Raw genomic sequence first — 15,410 nt, 5'->3', positions numbered from 1 at the left:
CGAACCGGGGAGTGGCATGGTGCGCACGCTTGACGAGGGCGACGCGGTCGATCCGTGGCGTCGGCGGGAAAGACGTTCCCGCCGGCAGATGCCGCTGTGGCAGGAGCTGCCGCTGCTGCTGATCGTCGCCTTCTGCCTGGCGGTGTTGATCCGCACGTTCCTGCTCCAGGCGTTCTTCATCCCCTCCGGCTCCATGGAGGACACGCTGCTCATCAACGACCGGGTGCTGGTCAACAAGGTCGTCTACGACGTCCGCGACCCGCAGCGCGGCGAGGTGGTGGTCTTCCGGGGCACCGACAAGTGGGTCGCCCAGGAGGTCCAGGAGCCCGAGCCCGGGATCGTCGGCAAGTTCGGCCGCACCGTCGGCGACCTGGTCGGGGTGAGCCGCCCCGGCGAGAAGGACTTCATCAAGCGGGTGATCGGCCTGCCCGGGGACCGGGTGCGCTGCTGCGACGCCCAGGGCCGGGTCACCGTCAACGACATCCCGCTCGACGAGCCGTACGTGGTCCGCGACTCGCCGCTGGACCTGCCGCCCAACCCCGGCGAGTGCCGGTCGCGGCGCTTCGACGAGGTGGTCGTACCGCCCGGCCAGATCTTCGTCATGGGCGACCACCGGCTCGTCTCCCAGGACGCCCGCTGCCAGGGCCCGGTCCCGATCGACAACGTCGTCGGCCGGGCGTTCGCGGTGGTCTGGCCGTCGTCGCGGTGGGCGTCGCTGCCGGTGCCGGAGACCTTCGCGACGGTCACCGGGCCCACCCCGGCGGCCGGGCAGCCCCTGGCCCCGGTGCGGCCCAGCGGCACGGGTGGTGTGCTGCTGCTCGTCCCGGTGTCGGCTGCGCTGTCCGTTCTCGCGCGTTCCGGTCGGCCGGTGCGCTCGCGGCGACGTAGGCTCCACCCGTGATTGACGAGCAGACCGACAAGAAGAGCGGCTCCTTCTGGAAAGAGCTGCCCATCCTCCTGGGCGTGGCGATCCTGGTAGCGGTGCTGGTGCGGGCCTTCGTGCTCCAGACCTTCTACATCCCGTCGCCGTCCATGGAGAACACCCTCCAGATCAACGATCGGGTGCTGGTCAACAAGCTGGTCTACGACTTCCGGTCACCGCACCGGGGCGAGGTCGTGGTGTTCAAGGCACCGACCGAGTGGAGCGGCAACCCCGACGGCGAGGACTTCATCAAGCGGGTGATCGGCGTCGGCGGCGACCACGTGGTCTGCTGCGACCCGCAGGAGCGGATCATGATCAACGGCAAGCCGATCGACGAGCCGTACATCTACTCCGCCAACGGCCAGCAGGACAAGGCGGCCGACCAGGAGTTCGACATCACCGTGCCGCAGGGGCGGCTGTGGGTGATGGGCGACCACCGCTCGGCGTCCGGCGACTCGCTGGAGCACTGGCAGCAGTCGGGCCAGAACATCGACAGCGCCACCATCCCCGAGGACCAGGTGGTCGGGCGGGCGTTCACCGTCTTCTGGCCGGTCGACCGGGCCACGTGGCTCACCGTGCCGAAGTCGTTCGACGACGTGCCGAACCCCTGACCCGCCCGCGCGACCCCAGCGGCTCCCGGGTGGGCGTGGGCGTCGGGAGCCGCGTCTGGCAGGCTGGGACGGTGACGGTCTACACCCCCCGACGCGCGGCGCGCGTGCTGCTCGTCGACGCCGCCGGCCGGGTGCTGCTCCTCGCCGGGCACGACCCGGCGCGGCCCGACCACCGATACTGGCTGACCCCCGGCGGCGGGCTGGAGCCGGGCGAGTCCCCGGCGGCCGCCGCCGCCCGGGAGCTGGCCGAGGAGACGGGCCTGCGGCTGACCCCGGCAGAGCTGGGCGAGCCCGTGGCGCAGGAGCGGATCCGGTTCCCGTTCGGCGCCGCCCACTACGAGCAGGAGCAGCAGTTCTTCCTGGCCCGGGTCCCCGGGTGGGAGGTCGACACGGCGGGCTTCGACGCCGTCGAGCGGGCCAGCATCACCGGGCACCGCTGGTGGCCGCTCGACGAGCTGGCGGCCACGACCGAGCGCTACTACCCGGCCGACCTGCCGGCGCTGCTGCGCCGGGCGCTCGCCGCGCGCCCCGAGGCGTCCGGCCCGCCGGCCCCGGCCGACGCGCCCGCCGGGTCCGCCGGCGTCGGGTCCACCACCGGGGGTACGCCGTGCTGACCCCACCGCGCACCGTCGTACGCCGCGAGGCCGGGCTGTACGCGCTGGAGCGCGCCCTGCAACGCCGGGGCTTCCGGCACGTGGCCGGCGCCGACGAGGCCGGGCGGGGCGCCTGCGCGGGCCCGCTCGTCGCCGCGGCGGCGGTGCTGCCCGAGGGGCGACGCGGCGAGATCGACGGGCTGGCCGACTCGAAGCTGCTCACCCCGGCCAGCCGGGAGCGCGTCTACGAACAGGTGGTCGCCCGCGCCCTCGCGTACGCGGTGGTGGTGATCCCGGCCGACGAGGTCGACGCCCGTGGCCTGCACGTGTGCAACCTCGCCGCGATGCGCCGGGCCCTCGCTTCGCTGGCCACCCGCCCCGACTACGTGCTGACCGACGGCTTCGGCGTCGACGGCCTGGACGTGCCGGGGCTGGCGGTGTGGAAGGGCGACCGGGTGGCGGCCTGCGTCGCGGCGGCCAGCGTGCTCGCCAAGGTCACCCGGGACCGGATGATGGTCGAGCTGGACGCGGCGTTCCCCGGCTACGGCTTCGCCGAGCACAAGGGCTACATCACCGCGGAGCACACGGCGGCCCTGCGGGAGCGCGGCCCGTGCCGGGAGCACAGGTTCTCGTACGTCAATGTGGCCGCCGTTTCCGGCCTGGACGGGCGGCCACCCAGATCCCGCCGACCGGTGGGTGCGCGGCCGGTCGAGCCGATGGAGCGTTTCGAGGCGTCAAGGGGTACCGTCGGCGTGGCGTTGGGCGAGCAGCCCCGACCTCCCGCGCCGGTGGGGGAGGATGTGGTCATGGAAGGCGGAGTGCGATGAGCGCGGAAGATCTCGAGAAGTACGAGACCGAGATGGAGCTCCAGCTCTACCGGGAATACCGCGACATCGTCCGTCAGTTCTCGTACGTGGTGGAGACGGAGCGCCGCTTCTACCTGGCCAACCAGGTGGACCTGCACGTGCGCAACTCCGACGGCGAGGTCTACTTCGAGGTCGAGATGCACGACGCCTGGGTGTGGGACATGTACCGTCCGGCCCGGTTCGTCAAGAATGTCCGGGTGATGACGTTCAAGGACGTCAACGTCGAGGAGCTGGAGAAGCCCGACATTTCCCTGCCGGCCGACTCCGGCTTCGGCGGCTGACGGCCCGGCCCGCACCGGCACCGCACCGCACCGCCCGGCACCCGGGCTCGCCCAGCACGTGTCCTCCCGGCTGCGCCAGCCCCGCGAAGCGCCACCGCCGCCCCGCCCACCGCCCGCCGGATCCAGCCCTCACGTCGCCCGCCGACGGTGGTCACCTCCACCGGCGCCGTGTGGAGGCGTTCCGCGCCCACCGGCGCATAGCAGATCATCGGGCCGGGCGGGGGTTGTCCACAACGACGCCGGTCGTCCACAGGCGAGCCGCGGGCGGTGGCGGGCACCCCGGGATTCCGGCACGCTGCCTGGCATGTGGACGAGGCACGCGCCGGGCGAACCCGGCCTGGGCAGGAGCACCGGCGCGGGTGGCCCTGGCACGGGCGGTGGCTCGCCGGGCCTGAGCCGGTCACGTTCGGCTGCGGCGGCCGGGACCGTCCTGTGCGGGTTCCTCCTCGCCGCCACCTCCGGCTTCACGTCGGTCGCTTCCGCCACCTCCGGCTTCGGCCCGGTCGCTCCCGGCCCGGTCGCTCCCGGCTCGGCTGTTCCCGGCCCGGTCGGTCCCGGCCCGGTCGGTTCCGACTCCGGTTCCGGATCACCTGCCTTCCGGTGGCCGCTCGACGGGGCGCCGCGCCTCACCCGCCGCTTCGAGCCGCCGCCGCAGCCATGGCTGCCCGGGCACCGGGGTGTCGACCTGAGCGCCGAGCCGGGGGCCGTGGTCCGCGCCGCCGGGACCGGGGTGGTGCTCTTCGCCGGGCAGGTCGCCGGGCGTCCCGTGATCACCATCGGGCACAGCGCCGGGCTGCGGACCACCTACGAGCCGGTGGCACCCGGCGTCCGGGCCGGTGACCCGGTGGCGGCGGGGGCGCCGCTGGGCCGGCTGCAACCCGGGCACGTGGGCTGCCCGGACCGGGCCTGCCTGCACTGGGGCCTGCGCCGGGGCGAGGAATACCTGGACCCGACGGCCCTGCTCGGCCTCGGCCCCGTCCGGCTGCTGCCGCTCTGACCGTCGCCCCGGCCCGGGCCGCTCGGCTGCCCCGGGCGCGCTCACCCGGTCGGCGAGTCGACGCCACGCGCCTGCGGGTGGCGTCTCACCGCTGCACATGGTGGCATCCCGGCCCCACGATGCCCCCCATGTCGCCGGCCTGGCGGGGCAGGGGCCAGCACGTGCCGGTCGTCAGCGCTGGGCGAGCAGCGCCGGCAGCCGGGCGGCGAGGCGTTCGTACTCGTGCGGCGCGTTGTAGACCTGGCCGCACACCCGCAGCCAGCCGCGACCGTCCCAGGACATCACCGCCACCTCGGCCGACAGCTCCTCGGCGATCCGCTCGCGCAGCGCGCGGGCGGCCTCGATCGTGGTGGCCAGCCCGGCCGGCAGCGGGACGATCCGCATGGCCACCGTCGGCCCGCCGGGCTCCGGCAGGTCGGCCGGCGCCACCCCCAGCGCGTCCCCCAGCACCCGCTGCCCGTACGCGGCCAGCGCGGCGTTGTGCGCGCGTACCCGCTCGACGCCGAGGCTGCGCAGGGTCCAGACGCCGGCCGGCGCGGCGAGCCACGACGTGTAGTCCAGGGTCGCCTGCCACTCGACGTTGCCCGGGAAGCCGGCATCCTGCTCCCAGGAGACCACCAGCGGCTCCATCCGGTCCCGCCACGGCGGCGCCACCACCAGCGCGGCGGTGCCGCGCGGGGCGTACCCCCACTTGTGCAGGTTGCCCACCCAGAAGTCCGCGCCGATGCTCGCCACGGGGGTCGCCAGCATGCCCGGCGCGTGGGCGGCGTCGACGAGCACCGGCACCCCGTGGGTGCGGGCCGCCGCGACGATCGCCGCGACCGGGAACAGGCGGGCGGTGGCGGAGGTGAGCTGGTCGACGACGAGCAGCTTGGTGCGGCCGGGGCGCAGCCCGGCGCGGACGATCTCGACGACCTGCTCGTCGGTCGCGGTCAACGGCACCGGCAGGGTCCGCCGGGTCGCCCCGGTGCGCCGGCACTCGCGGTCGACGGAGAAGCCGACCGCGCCGTAGCCGTGGTCGGTGGTGAGCACCTCGTCGCCGGGGCGCAGGCCCAGCGACTGCAGCACCACGGCGACGCCGGTGGTGGCGTTGCCGACCAGGGCGGTGCCGTCCGGGTCGGCGCCGAGGAAGGCGGCCAGGTGCCGGCGGGTGTGGGTGATCCGGTCCACCAGGCTGAGCCCGAAGAAGCGCAGCGGGTTCGCCTCCATCTCGTCGCGCAGCCGCTGCTGGACGCGCTGCACGTTGACCGGCACCGCGCCGAACGAGCCGTGGTTGAGGTGGCTCACCGCCGGGTCCAGCGAGAAGAGCAGCCGGGCGCCGGGGATGGGTTCGGGCGGCTGCGGCGCGCTCATCGCATGATCGTAGCCCGGCACGGTGGGCCGCGCCCTGCGACGAGGACCGGACCGCCGCGGGGTCGGCCCCCGTCGGCCGGGGTGGGGACCGTCCGGCTCAGGCGCGCGGGTGGGCCTGCCGGTACGCGGCCCGCAGCCGCTCGACCGACACGTGGGTGTAGATCTGCGTGCTGCCCAGCGACGAGTGCCCCAGCAGCTCCTGCACCGCCCGCAGGTCCGCGCCGCCCTCCAGCAGGTGGGTGGCGGCCGAGTGGCGCAGGCCGTGCGGGGTGGTCCGGGGCAGGCCGGCGGCCTCGGCGTACCCGGCGACGACCCGCCGCGCCGTCGTCGGGTGCAGCCGCCCACCCCGCGCCCCCAGCAGCAGCGCGTCCCCGGAACCCGGGCCGGCCAGCGCGGGCCGCCCGGCCCGCAGCCACTCGTCGAGGGCGCGTTGCGCCGGCGCCCCGTACGGCACGGACCGCTCCCGGGAGCCCTTGCCGAGCACCCGCACCACGCGGCGGCCGTGGTCCACGTCGGCGGTGTCCAGGCCGCACGCCTCGCTGATCCGTACGCCGGTGGCGTAGAGCAGTTCGAGCAGGACCCGGTCGCGCAGCAGCACCCCGCGCGCCACCGCCGCCTCCCGCTCCCCGCCGCCGGCCGGGTGGACGTCGGCGGAACCGGGCCCCTGCGGGGGCACTCCGCCTCCCGGGTCCCCGGGGCCGGCCGGTGCCCGCATCAGGGCGGCCGCCTGGTCGGCGCGGAGCACGGTCGGCAGCTCCCGGTGGGCACGGGGGCTTGCCAGCGGCGCGGCCACGTCGGTCGGCATCAGCCCGGCGCGGTGGGCCCACGCGCTGAAGGCGCGCGCCGCGGCGGCCCGGCGCGCCATCGTGGTGCGGGCCGCCCCGGTCGTGCGCTGCTTCGCCAGCCAGCTGCGCACCACGCCCAGGTCGAGGCCCGCCACCTCGGCGCAGCCCATCCGGGCGGCGTGGTCGAGCAGGGAGACCAGGTCGCCGACGTACGCGCGGACGGTGTGCGCCGAGCGGTTGCGCACCCGGGCCAGGTGGTCGGCGAAGTCGTCGACCGCCTCCCGCATCGGCGTCGGCAGCGCCGCGTGCGTCGCCCTGCTGTCGGGACCGGCCCGGCTCACCGGGGACCGCCCCGCGCGCCCGCCACCCGCCGCCGCACCCGTCCATGGCCTCGCACCGGCTCAGCTTACGAGCGCGCGGCGAGCCCGGCCGGGCACCGACGCGGCCGGGTCGGTGCGGCGGGCGGCACCTGGCGCCGGCGGCTCACCGGGGCCTCGCCGGGGCGCGGGCGGGGCTGGTGGCCAGCGCGTACCCGTCGTCGCGCCGGCGCACCAGGCCCAGCTCCTCCAGCAGGGAGAGCTTGCGCAGGGCGGTCCGGACGTCCACACCGGCGCGGGCGGCCAACCGGTCGACGCCGACCGCCCCGCGGCGGGGCATCGACTCCAGCACCTGCGTCGCCTCGTCGTCGAGCAGGTCCCGGGGACGCTGCGGGGCGCGTGCGGGCGGGGCGAGGTCGGCGCCGATCCGGCCGACCTCCTCCAGCACGTGCGCCACGCCGGTGACCAGCCGGGCCGACGGGTGCTCGCGGAGCAGCTCGTGGGCACCGACCGACATCGCGGAGGTGACCGGCCCCGGCACCACCATGGCGCGCCGGCCGGCGGCGAGGGCCCGGTTGACGGTCTGCGTCGCGCCGCTGCGGGCCGACGCCTCCACCAGCACCGTGCCCCGGGTCGCCGCCGCGATCACCCGGTTGCGGATGAGGAACCGGGGCCGCAGCGGCTCCGACCCGGGCGGCCACTCGCTGACCAGCAGCCCGGTCTCGCCGATGCGGTCGAACAGCGCGGTGTTGCCCATCGGGTACGGCCGGTCGATCCCGCAGGCGAGCACCGCCACCGTCAGCCCGCCCGCGTTGAGCGCGCCCCGGTGCGCCGCCGCGTCGATGCCGAACGCGCCGCCGGAGACCACCGTCCAGTCCCGGTCGGCCAGCCCGTAGCCCAGCTCGGTGGCGACGTGCACCCCGTACGGGGTGGCGGCCCGCGCGCCGACCACCGAGACCGCCCGGTCCAGCGCGTCGCCGAGCGGCCACCCGCCGCGCACCCAGAAGCAGAGCGGGGGCGCGGTCTCGACGTCCACCCGGCGGGTGGTGCCGGGCAGGGCCAGCCGGCGCAGGTGCTCGACGGTGACGGGCCACTCCCCGTCGCCGGGGGTGACGAGCCGGGCGCCCAGCCGTTCCGCGCGGGCCAGGGCGTCGGCCGCCACCGCCCGGGCGTCCCCGTCCCGGCAGCGGGCGGCCACGGCGGCGCGCAGCCGGTCGTCCGGTGCCCCGCCGCGCAGCAGCAGATCCAGTGCGCCGGCCGCGCCGAGCTCGTCGACCAGCCGGTGCACCGAGCGGGTGCCCGGCTCGGCCAACCAGGTCAACGCCACCCGGGCCAGCCGGTCGTCGTCGCCGTTCACGCCCCGTCCCCCATCCTCAGCTGCATCGCCTCCCGGACGTCGTCGGCGTGCGGGCGGTCCCGCCCGTCGAGGTCGGCGATCGTCCACGCCATCCGGACGACCCGGTCGAAGCCGCGCGCCGACAGCGACCCGGAGTCGAGCCGCCCGCGCAGCTCCCGGGTGTCCCGCCCGGGCAGCCGCCACGGCGGCCGGCGCAGCCAGGGGCCGGGCACCTCCGCGTTGACCCGCCAGCCGCTGCCTGCCCAGCGGTCGGCCGCGGCCCGGCGGGCGGCCGCCACCCGGGCCGCGACCGTGGCCGACGACTCGCCGGTCGCCCCCGCCTCCATCAGCTCCGCCGCCCGCAGCGGCGGCAGGGTCACCTGCACGTCGATGCGGTCCAGCAGCGGGCCCGAGAGCCGGCCGAGGTAGCGCCGGCGGACCAGCGGCGCGCACTCGCAGTACGCGTCGCCGGCCGGCCGCGCGCAGGGGCACGGGTTGGCCGCCAGCACGAGCTGCGTCCGGGCCGGGTATTCGGTGCCGCCCCGACTGCGGGCGAGCTGCACCCGGCCGTGCTCCAGTGGCTGCCGCAGCGCCTCCAGGGCACCCTTGCCGAACTCCGGCGCCTCGTCGAGGAACAGCACCCCACGGTGGGCGAGCGACACCGCGCCGGGGCGGGCCAGCCCGGACCCGCCGCCGACCAGGGAGGCCACCGTGGCGGTGTGGTGCGGGGCCTGGAACGGCGGGCGGCGCAGCAGGCGACCGCCGGCTGGCAGCAGCCCGGCGATCGAGTGCAGCGCGGTGACCTCCAGCGCCGCGTCGTCGTCCAGCGCGGGCAGGATCGACGGCAGGCGCTCGGCGAGCATGGTCTTGCCCGCGCCGGGCGGCCCGAACAACGCCAGGTGGTGCCCGCCGGCGGCGGCCACCTCCAGAGCCCGCCGGCCCAGCGCCTGCCCGGCCACCTCCGACAGGTCCGGCCCGTCCGGCCCCTCCACCGGGGCGGGGCCGGGCGGCTCGATCAGCGGCGTGCCGTCCCGGACGAAGTCGACCATCCGGTGCAGCGTGTCCACGGCGCGCACCCGGACGCCCGGGACGACCGCCGCCTCGGCGGCGTTGCCCACCGGGACGACCACCCGGTGCAGCCCGGCCCGCGCGGCGGCGGCCACCATGGGCAGCACCCCGCGCACCGGCCGGACGGTGCCGTCGAGCCCCAGCTCCCCGAGCACGACCACCCGTTCCAGCGGCAGCAGCGGCAGCTCGCCGGAGCCGCCGAGCAGCGCCACCGCGATCGCCAAATCGAAGGCCGAACCGAACTTCGGCAGCGTGGCCGGCAGCAGGTTGAGGGTGATCCGCCGGTTGGGCCAGCGCTGGCCGGAGTTGACGATCGCGGCGCGGACCCGGTCGCGGGCCTCGTGCAGGGCGGTGTCCGGCAGCCCGGAGATCGCCACGGCCGGCAGCCCCGGGGCGAGGTCCGCCTCCACCTCCACCACGTGCCCGGTCACCCCGACCAGGCCGACGCAGAGCACCTTCGCGTAGCTCACGCCCGGCCGCCCATCAGAACGCGCCCTTGAGGTGCTCGACCCGGGCCGCGCCGGCGTCGGGCAGCTCGACGGAGAGGACGTCGAAGCGCACCTCGCCGGCCGTGGTGCCGGTCTCGGCGAGCCAGCGGGCCGCCAGCCCCCGCAGCCGCCGAGCCTTCGCCGGCACGACCGCCTCGGCCGGCGTCCCGTAGTGGGTGGTGCGTCGGGTCTTCACCTCGCAGAAGGCGAGCACGGGGCCGTCCCAGGCGATGATGTCGATCTCACCGGCGGGGCAGCGCCAGTTGCGGGCGACCGGGCGCAGCCCGGCTCCGATCAGGTGCCGGACGGCGCATCGTTCCCCGTACGCGCCGACGGCCTGGTTCCGCTTCGTCATGGGCGGCACCATGCCGAACCGGGGCCGCCTCCGCCGTACGCCTGTGGACGACGGAGGCGGTTGTGGACGAACGGACGATCATGCCCTTGCTGTGCTATGTGCGGACGGCCGGGCGGTGTCCGTTTCCGCGTACTCCTGCGGTTTGTCGCCGCCGACGCGCCGTCCGTCCGGATGGCGCGGGGGTGCGCCTGTCACATACGGTGCCGATCGTGAACGCACGACGGAGCTTTCCCGAAGATCAGGAGTCGCGTTGGTACCCCGGCGAGCGCGGGTACGGCGAGTCGGACTGGCGTCCGGCGGGCGACGACCGCTATCGAGCGGACGAGTTCCGCGTCCCTGACCAGCGCGGCGACACGGGCGAGCGGCGTTACGACGAGTTGACCGACCCGCCCGTGGGCCGGTACGGCGAGACCGGGCGGCACGGCGCGGACGACGCGTTCGGGGCCACCGACCCCGACACGGACAGTTACCGTCCCGCGCGGTCCCGCCGGTCCGACACGGGCTCGTTCGGGGTGTCGATGGACGAACTCGCCGCCGAGCGGGAGGCGCGCCGGGCGGCGCGGGCCGCCGAACCGGCCCCGTCCGCCGACGCGGCGCTGCCGGCCGGTCAGCACTCCGTCGAGTTCCCGCTGCCGCCCGCCCAGCGGGCCGTGGAGTTCCCGCTGACCATCGGCCAGCGCCCCACGCCGGTCTCCGCCCCGGGGCACGACGACCGCTCCCCGTCCGGCCCGGCGCGCGACGACCGGTCGCTGCCCGGCCTGGCGCCCGAGGACCGGGCTCTGTCCGCTCCGGGGCGCGATGACCGGTCGCTGCCCGGTCCGGCGCGCGAGGGCGCTCTGCTGTCCGGTCCGCCGCGCGAGGCGGGTCCCCGGGACGCCCCGCTCGACGCGGACCCGCTCGGCGTCGACCAGGTGGGGCGCGGGCCGGAGCCGCTCGGCGGATACCCGATCATCGAGCCGGGTCGCACCGGCGAGTCGGGCCGCTACGCCGAGCCCGGCCGCCCGGACGGGCCGGCGGACCGGGGCGCGGGGGAGTGGGGCCCGCTCGACCGGGCCGCGGTCGCCGCCAGCGCGGCGGAGCCGGCGCGCGCCGCCGAGCCGGGCCGCCCCGCCGAGCCGCCGCATCCGCTGGACCTGCCGACCGGGCCCATGCCCCCGGTGGCGCCCCGTCCGGACCTGCCGCCGGCAGGCCTGGACCCGGCGTACGCCCCGGACGGGCTGCGGCGACCCGGCCCGGCGCCCTCCGACGGCGTCTACCGCACCCGCCGCCCGGCGCTCGCCGTGCTGATCGCGGTGCTGGTGGTGGTCTTCGAGGTCCCGGCCCTGCGGGTGCTGCGCCACGGCCTGCTCGGTGACCCGCTGTCGGCGGCCGACGTCGTGGTGGGCACCTTCCTGGTCGGCGGGCTGCCGATCTTCGGCATCGGGCTCTACGGGCTGCGCACGGGCGGTCTCGCGCTCACCGACGGCGGCCGGGGCTGGCTCCGCCCGCCGACGGCGTACCTGACGGTGGGCCTGGTGCTGTTCCTCGCCGCCGCCCTCGCCGCCCGCTGAGCCGCCGCCCTCGCCGCCCGCTGACCGGCGGGCCGGGCAGGGGCGTACACTGGGCGCTTGGCGACCGCCTCGCGCGGTCGACCTCGCGCGCCCTCTCCACGTCTCGTGGGGCGGCGGCCTCCCTGGTCCCGATCATGATCGGGCCCACCACGGCCGGCGACCGGGCGCCAGGACGCCCGGCCGCCGGCCGGGCGGCGTAACCAGGGATCACAAGGAGTACCCCACCATGGCCGTCGTGACCATGCGTCAGCTGCTGGAGAGCGGTGTCCACTTCGGGCACCAGACCCGCCGCTGGAACCCGAAGATGAAGCGCTTCATCTTCACCGAGCGCAACGGTATCTACATCATCGACCTGCGCCAGACCCTCGACTACATCGAGAAGGCGTACGAGTTCGTGCGCAACACGGTGGCCGAGGGCGGCAGCATCCTCTTCGTGGGCACCAAGAAGCAGGCCCAGGAGGCCATCTCCGAGCAGGCGACCCGGGTCGGCCAGCCGTACGTCAACCACCGCTGGCTCGGCGGCATGCTGACCAACTTCCAGACGGTGTACAAGCGGCTCCAGCGGATGAAGGAGCTGGAGGCGCTGGGTGACCTGAGCGGCACCGCCGCCGGTTACACCAAGAAGGAGACCCTTCAGCTCTCCCGCGAGAAGATCAAGCTCACCAAGACCCTCGGTGGTCTGCGGGACATGCAGAAGCTCCCGGCCGCGGTCTGGATCGTCGACACCAAGAAGGAGCACATCGCCGTCGACGAGGCCCGCAAGCTGGGCATCCCGGTGATCGCGGTGCTCGACACCAACTGCGACCCCGACGAGGTCGACTTCCCGATCCCGGGCAACGACGACGCGATCCGCTCGGCCGAGCTGCTGACCCGGGTCGTGGCCGCCGCCGTCGCCGACGGCCTCATCGCCCGCTCGGGCCGTCGCCGGGGCGGCGACGAGAAGCCGGAGCCGGGCCAGGTCGGCGCCGACGAGCCGCTGGCCGAGTGGGAGCGCGAGCTGCTCGAGGAGCCGAAGAAGGCCGACGAGCAGCCGGCGCAGCCCGCCGCCGAGCAGCCGGCCGAGCAGCCGGCGGCCGCCGCCGCGGAGTGACCGCGCCGCCGTGCCCCCGCCGCCCGTTTCCCCGGGCGGCGGGGCGCGGCGGGTACGCCGGGCACGCCCGGCCCGGATCCGGGTGACCGGCCCCGGCTCGACCCACCCGGCCCCCAGACCAACCCACCGAGTCCCAACACCGAAGAGAGAGTCATGTCCAACTTCACCGCCGCGGACGTCAAGAAGCTCCGCGACCTCACCGGCGCCGGCATGATGGACTCCAAGAAGGCGCTGACCGAGGCCGAGGGCGACTTCGACAAGGCCATCGAGATCCTGCGCGTCAAGGGCGCGAAGGACGTCGGCAAGCGGGCCGGCCGCACGGCCGCCAACGGCCTGGTCGCCCACTCGGGCAAGGCGCTGCTGGAGCTCAACTGCGAGACCGACTTCGTCGCCAAGAACGACGCCTTCATCGCGCTGGCCCAGCAGCTCGTCGAGCACGGCGAGGCCAGCGGCGCGACCTCCGCCGAGGAGCTGCTCGCCAGCAGCATCGACGGCAAGCCGGTCGCCGACCTGATCCAGGAGCAGTCCGCCAAGATCGGCGAGAAGCTGGTGCTCAACCGCTTCGCCAAGCTGGACGGCACCGTCGCGGTCTACCTGCACCGCAAGAGCCAGGACCTGCCGCCGGCGGTCGGCGTGCTGGTGGAGTACGCCGGCAAGACCGACGAGGCCGGGGACGCCGACGCCCGCGCTGTCGCCATGCAGATCGCCGCGATGCGGCCGAAGTACCTCACCCGTGACGAGGTGCCGGCCGACGTCGTCGAGTCCGAGCGGCGCATCGCCGAGCAGACCGCCCTCGAGGAGAACAAGCCCGCGGCGGCGCTGCCGAAGATCGTCGAGGGCCGGGTCAACGCCTTCTTCAAGGACTACGTCCTGATCGAGCAGGCGTCGGTCGCCGACAACAAGAAGACCGTGAAGCAGGTGCTGGCCGAGGCCGGCATCGAGGTGACCCGCTTCCTGCGGTTCGAGGTCGGCCAGGCCTGAGCCGCCGGTCGGGCGCGTGACGCGCGCCCGGGGGCAGGGAACATCGACGAGGAGGCCGCTGGTGTACGTGACAGGCACCGCGGCCTCCTCGTCCCATGCCTGGCCCGTGTCGCCGAACCGGCGGCGTAGGGTCAGCGACGGCAGGTACGCGGTAACCGGGGCACGTGGGGTGCGGCCGGGGAAGGGCGGGGCGGATGACGCAGGTTGTGAGTGACCGGAGCCTGGGGGCGGATGATCCGACCGCCCCACCGCCCGGCCGGGCCCGCCGGGTGGTGCTGAAGCTGTCCGGCGAGGTCTTCGGCGGCGGCGCGATCGGTGTCGACCCCGACGTCGTCCAGGCCATCGCGCGGCAGATCGCCACCGTGGTCCGCCGCGGCGTGCAGGTCTCCGTGGTGGTCGGTGGCGGCAACTTCTTCCGCGGCGCGGAGCTGCAGAAGCGGGGCATGGACCGCGCCCGCGCCGACTACATGGGCATGCTGGGCACCGTGATGAACTGCCTGGCCCTGCAGGACTTCCTGGAGAAGGAGGGCATCGAGACCCGGGTGCAGAGCGCCATCACGATGGCCCAGGTCGCCGAGCCCTACATCCCGCTGCGCGCGATCCGGCACCTGGAGAAGGGCCGGGTGGTCATCTTCGGGGCGGGCGCGGGCATGCCGTACTTCTCCACCGACACGGTGGCCGCCCAGCGGGCCCTGGAGATCCGGGCCGACGTGGTGCTGATGAGCAAGAACGGCGTGGACGGCGTCTACACCGCCGACCCCCGGATCGACCCGACCGCCAGCAAGCTCGACTCGATCACCTTCTCCGAGGTGCTCCGCCGCAACCTGCGGGTCGCCGACGCCGCCGCGTTCAGCCTCTGCATGGAGAACGGCCTGCCGATGCTGGTCTTCGGCGCGCAGGGCGACGACACGATCATCCGTGCGGTGGGTGGCGACAAGATCGGCACCCTGATCACCGCCTGAGCGGCTGCGGGCCGCGCGAGACGGCCCCGCGACACCACAGCACAGCCCACGACGAGCACAAAGAAGGAGGCGAGGAGACCGGTGATCGACGACACCCTCCTCGAGGCCGAGGAGAAGATGGAGCGGGCCATCGAGCACGCCAAGGAGGAGTTCGGCGCCATCCGCACCGGTCGCGCCAACGCCGCCATGTTCTCCAAGGTCATCATCGACTACTACGGCACCCCCACGCCGCTGCCCCAGATGGCGTCCATCGGGGTCCCCGAGCCGCGCATGGTCATCATCAAGCCGTACGACAACTCGCAGATCGGCGCCATGGAGCGGGCGATCCGCGACTCGGACCTCGGCGTGAACCCGAACAACGAGGGCAACCAGCTGCGCATCCTGCTGCCGCAGATGACCGAGGAGCGCCGCCGCGAGATGATCAAGGTGGCCCGGCACAAGGGCGAGGAGGCCAAGGTGGCGGTGCGCAACATCCGCCGCAAGGGCAAGGAGGAGCTGGACCGGCTGGTCAAGGACGGCGAGGTCGGCGAGGACGAGGGCCGGCGCGCCGAGAAGGACCTCGACGACCTGACCCAGAAGTTCGTCGCCACCGTCGACGAGCTGGTCAAGCACAAGGAGAGCGAGCTGCTCGAGGTCTGAGCCGCGACGGCCCCCGCCGGGGCCGTCGCGCGTGACCTGCCGTGGCACCGGTGTGCCGCCGTCGTCGGGCGGCGGCGCCGGTGCCTGCGTCGTCACGGGCCGAATCGCCCCTCGTCGTCACGGGCCGAAACCGGGCGAACCCGGGGCGCACCGCCGGTGGCGGCACGGAGGGCTCGTCCACCCTGCCGGGGCGACCCGTGCAGTAGGCTCGGCACG

16 protein-coding genes are annotated in these 15,410 nt (G+C 75.3%); 11 read left to right on the top strand and 5 right to left on the bottom strand.

The features are described 5' to 3' along the window. The first annotated feature begins 16 nt into the window (after nucleotides 1-16). The 6 genes from lepB (LPA42_RS23040) to LPA42_RS23015 all read left to right on the top strand — a co-directional run bounded on the left by lepB (LPA42_RS23040) (nucleotide 17) and on the right by LPA42_RS23015 (nucleotide 4,270). Nucleotides 17-901 carry a signal peptidase I gene (lepB, locus tag LPA42_RS23040; protein WP_077936635.1) on the top strand — a complete coding sequence of 295 codons (885 nt, stop codon included), beginning with the start codon at nucleotides 17-19 and terminating at the stop codon, nucleotides 899-901. Further along, nucleotides 898-1,533, top strand: a complete 636-nt coding sequence (lepB, locus tag LPA42_RS23035; protein WP_043962347.1) for a signal peptidase I — start codon at nucleotides 898-900, stop codon at nucleotides 1,531-1,533. The genes lepB (LPA42_RS23040) and lepB (LPA42_RS23035) overlap by 4 nt, the downstream gene beginning before the upstream one ends. Before the next feature lie 71 nt (nucleotides 1,534-1,604). After that, complete coding sequence (locus LPA42_RS23030; protein ID WP_077936648.1) at nucleotides 1,605-2,147, top strand: NUDIX hydrolase; 543 nt, start codon at nucleotides 1,605-1,607, stop codon at nucleotides 2,145-2,147. Further along, on the top strand, nucleotides 2,141-2,953 hold the full coding sequence (locus tag LPA42_RS23025) for a ribonuclease HII (protein WP_077936636.1): 813 nt from the start codon (nucleotides 2,141-2,143) through the stop codon (nucleotides 2,951-2,953). Before LPA42_RS23030 ends, LPA42_RS23025 begins: the two co-directional genes overlap by 7 nt. Further along, entirely contained in the window at nucleotides 2,950-3,273 is a 324-nt protein-coding gene (locus LPA42_RS23020; protein ID WP_007075222.1) for a DUF2469 domain-containing protein, read from the top strand. Before LPA42_RS23025 ends, LPA42_RS23020 begins: the two co-directional genes overlap by 4 nt. A gap of 304 nt (nucleotides 3,274-3,577) precedes the next feature. Then, complete coding sequence (locus LPA42_RS23015; protein WP_077936637.1) at nucleotides 3,578-4,270, top strand: murein hydrolase activator EnvC; 693 nt, start codon at nucleotides 3,578-3,580, stop codon at nucleotides 4,268-4,270. A 171-nt stretch (nucleotides 4,271-4,441) separates the two neighbouring features. Here the strand turns inward: LPA42_RS23015 and LPA42_RS23010 are convergent, their stop codons facing one another. From LPA42_RS23010 to LPA42_RS22990, 5 genes are all read right to left on the bottom strand, one after another. Next, entirely contained in the window at nucleotides 4,442-5,623 is a 1,182-nt protein-coding gene (locus LPA42_RS23010; RefSeq protein WP_077936638.1) for an aminotransferase class V-fold PLP-dependent enzyme, read from the bottom strand. 97 nt (nucleotides 5,624-5,720) lie between these two features. Next, nucleotides 5,721-6,749, bottom strand: coding sequence for a tyrosine recombinase XerC (locus LPA42_RS23005; RefSeq protein WP_077936639.1), 1,029 nt, complete (start codon nucleotides 6,747-6,749; stop codon nucleotides 5,721-5,723). Nucleotides 6,750-6,891: 142 nt separating this feature from the next. Then, on the bottom strand, nucleotides 6,892-8,082 hold the full coding sequence (locus LPA42_RS23000) for a DNA-processing protein DprA (protein WP_077936640.1): 1,191 nt from the start codon (nucleotides 8,080-8,082) through the stop codon (nucleotides 6,892-6,894). Then, complete coding sequence (locus tag LPA42_RS22995) at nucleotides 8,079-9,599, bottom strand: YifB family Mg chelatase-like AAA ATPase (protein WP_077936641.1); 1,521 nt, start codon at nucleotides 9,597-9,599, stop codon at nucleotides 8,079-8,081. Before LPA42_RS22995 ends, LPA42_RS23000 begins: the two co-directional genes overlap by 4 nt. Nucleotides 9,600-9,612: 13 nt before the next feature. Then, on the bottom strand, nucleotides 9,613-9,972 hold the full coding sequence (locus tag LPA42_RS22990; protein ID WP_043962354.1) for a YraN family protein: 360 nt from the start codon (nucleotides 9,970-9,972) through the stop codon (nucleotides 9,613-9,615). A 209-nt stretch (nucleotides 9,973-10,181) separates the two neighbouring features. Here LPA42_RS22990 and LPA42_RS22985 point away from each other — a divergent pair, with 209 nt between their 5' ends. The 5 genes from LPA42_RS22985 to frr all read left to right on the top strand — a co-directional run bounded on the left by LPA42_RS22985 (nucleotide 10,182) and on the right by frr (nucleotide 15,194). Then, entirely contained in the window at nucleotides 10,182-11,522 is a 1,341-nt protein-coding gene (locus LPA42_RS22985) for a hypothetical protein (protein ID WP_228986846.1), read from the top strand. A gap of 226 nt (nucleotides 11,523-11,748) precedes the next feature. Further along, the gene (gene rpsB / locus LPA42_RS22980; RefSeq protein ID WP_077936643.1) at nucleotides 11,749-12,612 is read left to right on the top strand and encodes a 30S ribosomal protein S2; all 864 of its coding nucleotides are present in this window, start codon (nucleotides 11,749-11,751) and stop codon (nucleotides 12,610-12,612) included. Between the two features lie 153 nt (nucleotides 12,613-12,765). Next, nucleotides 12,766-13,593 carry a translation elongation factor Ts gene (gene tsf / locus LPA42_RS22975; RefSeq protein ID WP_077936644.1) on the top strand — a complete coding sequence of 276 codons (828 nt, stop codon included), beginning with the start codon at nucleotides 12,766-12,768 and terminating at the stop codon, nucleotides 13,591-13,593. Nucleotides 13,594-13,787: 194 nt separating this feature from the next. Further along, a complete protein-coding gene (gene pyrH, locus LPA42_RS22970; protein WP_077936645.1) occupies nucleotides 13,788-14,555 on the top strand; it encodes a UMP kinase in 768 nt (255 codons plus the stop codon). A gap of 81 nt (nucleotides 14,556-14,636) precedes the next feature. Beyond that, nucleotides 14,637-15,194, top strand: coding sequence for a ribosome recycling factor (gene frr, locus LPA42_RS22965; protein WP_043962359.1), 558 nt, complete (start codon nucleotides 14,637-14,639; stop codon nucleotides 15,192-15,194). Nucleotides 15,195-15,410: the final 216 nt, after the last annotated feature.

Source organism: Micromonospora sp. DH13, assembly GCF_020873825.1.
Classification (GTDB): Bacteria; Actinomycetota; Actinomycetes; order Mycobacteriales; family Micromonosporaceae; genus Micromonospora; species Micromonospora haikouensis.
The sequence above is the reverse complement of the archived record's forward strand: the minus strand, read 5'-3'. Positions and strand labels throughout refer to the sequence as shown.